This is a genomic window from Coleofasciculus sp. E2-BRE-01 (genome assembly GCF_040221695.1).
Taxonomy (GTDB): Bacteria; Cyanobacteriota; Cyanobacteriia; order Cyanobacteriales; family Coleofasciculaceae; genus Coleofasciculus.
Map to the genome: position 1 here is coordinate 1 of NZ_JAVKEA010000110.1, position 4,829 is coordinate 4,829.

The following is a 4,829-nucleotide window of genomic DNA, read 5'->3' on the forward strand; positions in this document are numbered from 1 at the left end:
GTACAGAATTCGGTTCGGTCAAACTAACTTCTAAAAGCCGAAACGCCCTATTTTTCGTTCTCACTCTTCCTTGTCTACTGGTCTACCTGTCTACCTTGTCTTACCTCAACCCCAATCTTAAAAAACCTACCCTTGTGAGGGGTGGGAGAAGGGGTTAGGGGATGAGGGTGAAATACTTGCCAGTCGTGCTTTTCACCTAAAGTTGACACCAATGCCCCTACAGCTCAAACCACTGGATTGGGTAATGGAGGATTTTTCGTTAATGATTCTAATAACCAATACGTGGTCATTTCTCCTTTTCCTTTAACGGCAATTTTTCCCCGTTGTTCAAAGCGATATTGCTCTTTTAAACAGGTATAGGTTGCTTCAGTAACTTGAATTTTACCCGGTAAACTTAATGATTCCATGCGAGAGGCAACATTAACCGCATCTCCCCATAAATCATAGATGAATTTCTTGGTGCCAATCACACCTGCGACAACTGAACCCCTGTTTACACCAATGCGGATTTGTAGCTGTTCACCATAGCTTTCTTGAAAACGGGCAATCGCGTCTCGCATATCTAGCGCCATTTGCGCCACGGCTTGAGCATGATTGGCTTTATAGACGGGTAATCCACCGACAACCATATACGCATCGCCAATGGTTTTGATTTTTTCTAACCCATGTTGCTCGGTTAATTGATCAAACACAGAGAAAATTTCATTGAGTAAGTTAACCATTTCCGTAGGGCTTATCTTTGCCGATAATGGGGTAAAGCCGACAATATCCGCAAACAAAATCGTCACATCAGCGAATTGTTCGGCAATCGCCGTTTTCTCTTTTTTCAGGCGTTCAACAATCGGAGCGGGTAAAATATTCAGTAATAATTCTTCAGAACGCTCTTGACTTTTTTTCAGAGCAATATCCGTAATTTGACGCTCTAATTCAGCTCCGGCTCTAGCGGCAAATATTTTTAAGACTAATTCCCGGGTTTCATCCTTGAGCATGGGTTGAGTGTCTAGGACAGCAATATGACCAATGACATTCCCCATGGAATCAGTTAAAGGAATTCCCGCATAGCTTTCTGCTTTTAAGTCCACTAAATCTTGATCATCAGGGAAATGCGCGATAATATTGTCAGAATAGCAAGAATATTTGTTATTTTGAATCACTTCCTGACAGGGTGTTCCCAGCAAGTCATATTCAATATTTTTGACAAATTTCTCGTCCTGCCAAAAGGCTAATGTGCGGACTCGCTTTTTTTTAAAATCTAGACATTCGGTAACAAACGCATAACGGGCTGCCAAAATTTCGGCAAGTTGGCGAACACAAGCATCGAAAAACTCGCGCCCTGTTTTGGTGGCGGTTCCCTCAACAATGAGTTGTAAGGCTTCTTCGCGGCGTTTGCGATCGGTAATATCCCGCATCACGGCTATAACGCTATCCTGGGATAGGGGAGAAATCTTGGCAGAGAAGTCTATTCTGCCGTTTTCTAACTGGAGACTATATTCAACTTCAATCGTTTCCTGGCGTTCTAATACGTTTTGAATCGTACTGTATACTAAATCGGCTTGGGCTTGGGGTAAACTTTCATGGAGTGTCTTGCCTACGGCTAGTTGAGGAGATTGATATATCAACTCATGGTTGGGTGTGGCGATTTTCAGATAGCGCCCCTGGGAATCCAAGACTAACACCAGTTCAGTCATGGCGTGGAATAAGGCGCGAAGTTCTGCTTCTGATGTGGTTAAAGCCGTTTTAGTTCTTTGCAGTAGGTTTACGGTTTTTCCGAGTTTTTTATTACGATGTTCGAGTTCACTTTGCAGGCGTTTAAGGTTTAATTGGGTTTGGATTCGGGCTAAAACTTCTTCGAGTTGAAAGGGTTTGGTGATATAATCAACACCGCCATATTGAAAGGCTTTCACCTTGGTCTCAGTATCCGAAAACGCACTCAGGAAAATAATTGGGATAGAACCTGTTTTCGGATCAGCTTTGAGTTGTTCACAAACTTCATAGCCACTTAATCCGGGCATATTGATATCCAGGAGAATTAAGTCTGGGGGAAGCAGCCGCGTGGCATTTAACGCCATTTCACCATTGATGGCTTTGCGGATTTGATAGTTGTAGTCTGATAAGAAATCCGATAAAAATTTAATATTTTGGGGTTTGTCGTCAACAATGAGAATATCGGCGATGAATTTATTGTCATTGGTCATTGGTCATTTGTGATAATTGAATGGTGAGGTCGGGGCGGGTTTAGTTATATCCGGGTCAAAACGAAACGTTAGTGGTAAAACCCGCCCCTACTCTTCCTCATCTCTCACCTAACAGTATTGGTTTACACTCTGACTTGGACTGGGTTGAGTTAAGGTGATTAATTGATCAAATTGATAGGTTTCCACTAACTCACTTAGCGCCTCAATTGATTTCACCTGAAAACCCACCTCGTCTAACAGCGTTACTAATAGCTGGCGGTTGATCGGATGATCTTCAACCACTAAAATTCGATAGGCGGGTTGTCCGGGGGTTAGTCCCGTCACCTCCTTGAAATCAGAGGCTGGGGTATCGGGGATAGATTCCGTCAATTCTACCTGAATTTGGAATTGAAAACAACTTCCTTGTCCCAGTTCACTTGTGACAGTAATTTCACCGCCCATCAATTGCACAAATTGCTGAGAAATCTTTAATCCTAACCCGGTTCCTTCGTAGGTATTTTGCCCAAGTTTGGTCTGCTTAAAAGCTTGAAATAACTCATCCATGTCTTCTTTAGCAATTCCAAATCCGGTGTCAACGACTTCAAACTTTAGGCTCACCGTTTCACCTTGACTAACTCTCGATACTCCTAGGGTAACTTGACCGTTTTCTGTGAATTTAATCGCATTACCTAACAAGTTAATTAAGACTTGGCGTAGTTTATGTTCATCGGTTCTAATCCATTGGGGAACAGTATCGTCTCGCTGAATCCTTAAACGTAATCCTTTAGACTTAGCTCTAAGTTGGAACATGGAGTCCAGACGGCGCAAGAGTTGATGTAAATTACAGTCAATTTCCGCTAACGTTATCCGCCCCGCTTCAATTTTTGACATCTCTAAGACATCATTAATCAACTCCAGTAAATGTTCACCACTGTGATTAATAATTTCCATGTAACCTTGATGCTGGGCGGGTAAGGATTGATCGCGCTGCATGAGTTGCGTAAATCCTAAAATCGCATTCATCGGCGTGCGGAGTTCGTGACTCATATTGGATAAAAACTCACTTTTTGCCCGATTTGCCGCATCCGCTGCTTCTTTTGCCTGTTGAAGTTGGATGGCTTGGTTTTGGGTTTGGGCAAAGAGTTCAGCCTGTTGAACGGCGACGCCAAGCTGATTACCAATTTGGGTAACAATTTGAACTTCTGCGGGTTGCCATTGTCGAGGATTACTGTTTTGATAAACCCCTAAGAGTCCCCAAAGTTTTTGACCGCAAAAAATGGGGGTGATGATATAGGCTTGGGCTTGCATTCCTTTGAGCAAGTTGAGATAGCATTCGGAAAAGTTAGCTTGTTCAACATCAAAGACGCAGCAATAGGTGTTCTTTTGGCGATAGATTCCACCCTGTTGTTCTTGCAAATACGTGTCTTGAAACAAGCCAGATGTACCCGTTAATTGAGTGGCAAGACACCGGGGATTAACCGTTGTGGTTTGGGGAAAGGTAGAGGATTTTTTACCGTCACGAAGTAAAGCCTGCCAACCGGGGGCAACGGATTCGGCAACGATTGCCCCACTCCAATCGGGGTTAAACTCATAAATCAGAACGCGATCGCAGTCAATGGCGTGTCGTAATTCAGCCGTTGTCGCCTTAAAGATGGCGTCTAAATCTAAACTTTGACGCATTTGCTGGATGACACGGTTAATTGTTTTTTCCCGCTGCGCCATCAATTTGATCGCGGCTTCGGCGGCAATCCGTTCTTGAATTTCAGTTTCTAAGGCGGCGTTGGTTGCCATTAATTCTGCGGTGCGTTCCTCAACCCGAAATTCTAAGGCTGCGTAGGCGCGATGTTTTTCGTCTTCTGCCCATTTCCGTTGCAATTCTGTGGCGGCGCGGGCGGCAAATACGTTCATCATCGCTTGATCTAAATTGGTGATGCACAAGGGTTTGACATCACAAATACCCAGCATCCCAATCACCTGTTGATTTTCGTCGAGTAAGGGAATCTCCACGCCATGTTCGGTATCCGTTGTATCGGGGAAAAGTTGCTGCCAATTGTCAGCATGGTTACCACTCTGTTGAGTTGGGGGAATAATTTCACAGGAGGTATGCTGTAACCGGGAAACCTGACAGGATGTGACGCAACAACAAGCCAGACTGCGCCATCCCGGTTCGCGATCGCCGATTTTCTCAGCGACGACGACAGCAGGAACATGTAAGGATTTTGCCAGATTCTGCACCAAGGCGGCAAAAAAGTCTTCTCCGGTAACCGACGCTGTACCTGCAACAATGGCGCGTAGGGTTTCTTCGGTTTGGCGTCGTTGTGCCACTTGCTGTTGTAATTCCCGGTTAATCGCTTCCAATTGTTCCGGGGTGCGTAGGGCGAGAAATTGGGGCAGTAAATCGATTAATCGTAGCGCTGTATAACAAGATATCAGAGCGGTTAAAGCGCGTTCAAGTCCCGATAAGCTGTTCGGCATTTAAATAGGGTATAATTAAAATAGGAAATCCGAAAAACGAAAAAATATGCCAGCCAAAAATTATTTGAAACCCGCTCAAAAAGAAAAATTACAAGTTGCTCTAAAAACCGAGAAAAATGCAGATATTAGAGAAAGAATCCTAATACTATTATTGCTGAATGATGGCAAGACACAACAAGA

General features: G+C 43.9%; 2 protein-coding genes and 1 pseudogene. 1 reads left to right on the plus strand and 2 read right to left on the minus strand.

Features of this window, described 5'->3' with window-relative positions; all coding sequences use genetic code 11:
* Window positions 1-224 precede the first annotated feature (224 nt).
* On the minus strand, window positions 225-2,195 hold the full coding sequence (locus RIG66_RS13065; protein ID WP_446378640.1) for an adenylate/guanylate cyclase domain-containing protein: 1,971 nt from the start codon (window positions 2,193-2,195) through the stop codon (window positions 225-227).
* Window positions 2,196-2,303: 108 nt separating this feature from the next.
* Window positions 2,304-4,649, minus strand: a complete 2,346-nt coding sequence (locus tag RIG66_RS13070; RefSeq protein ID WP_446378642.1) for an ATP-binding protein — start codon at window positions 4,647-4,649, stop codon at window positions 2,304-2,306.
* Between the two features lie 46 nt (window positions 4,650-4,695).
* On the opposite strand from RIG66_RS13070, the pseudogene RIG66_RS13075 reads away from it, so the two are divergent.
* A pseudogene (locus RIG66_RS13075) lies at window positions 4,696-4,829 on the plus strand (IS630 family transposase); the annotation flags it as partial.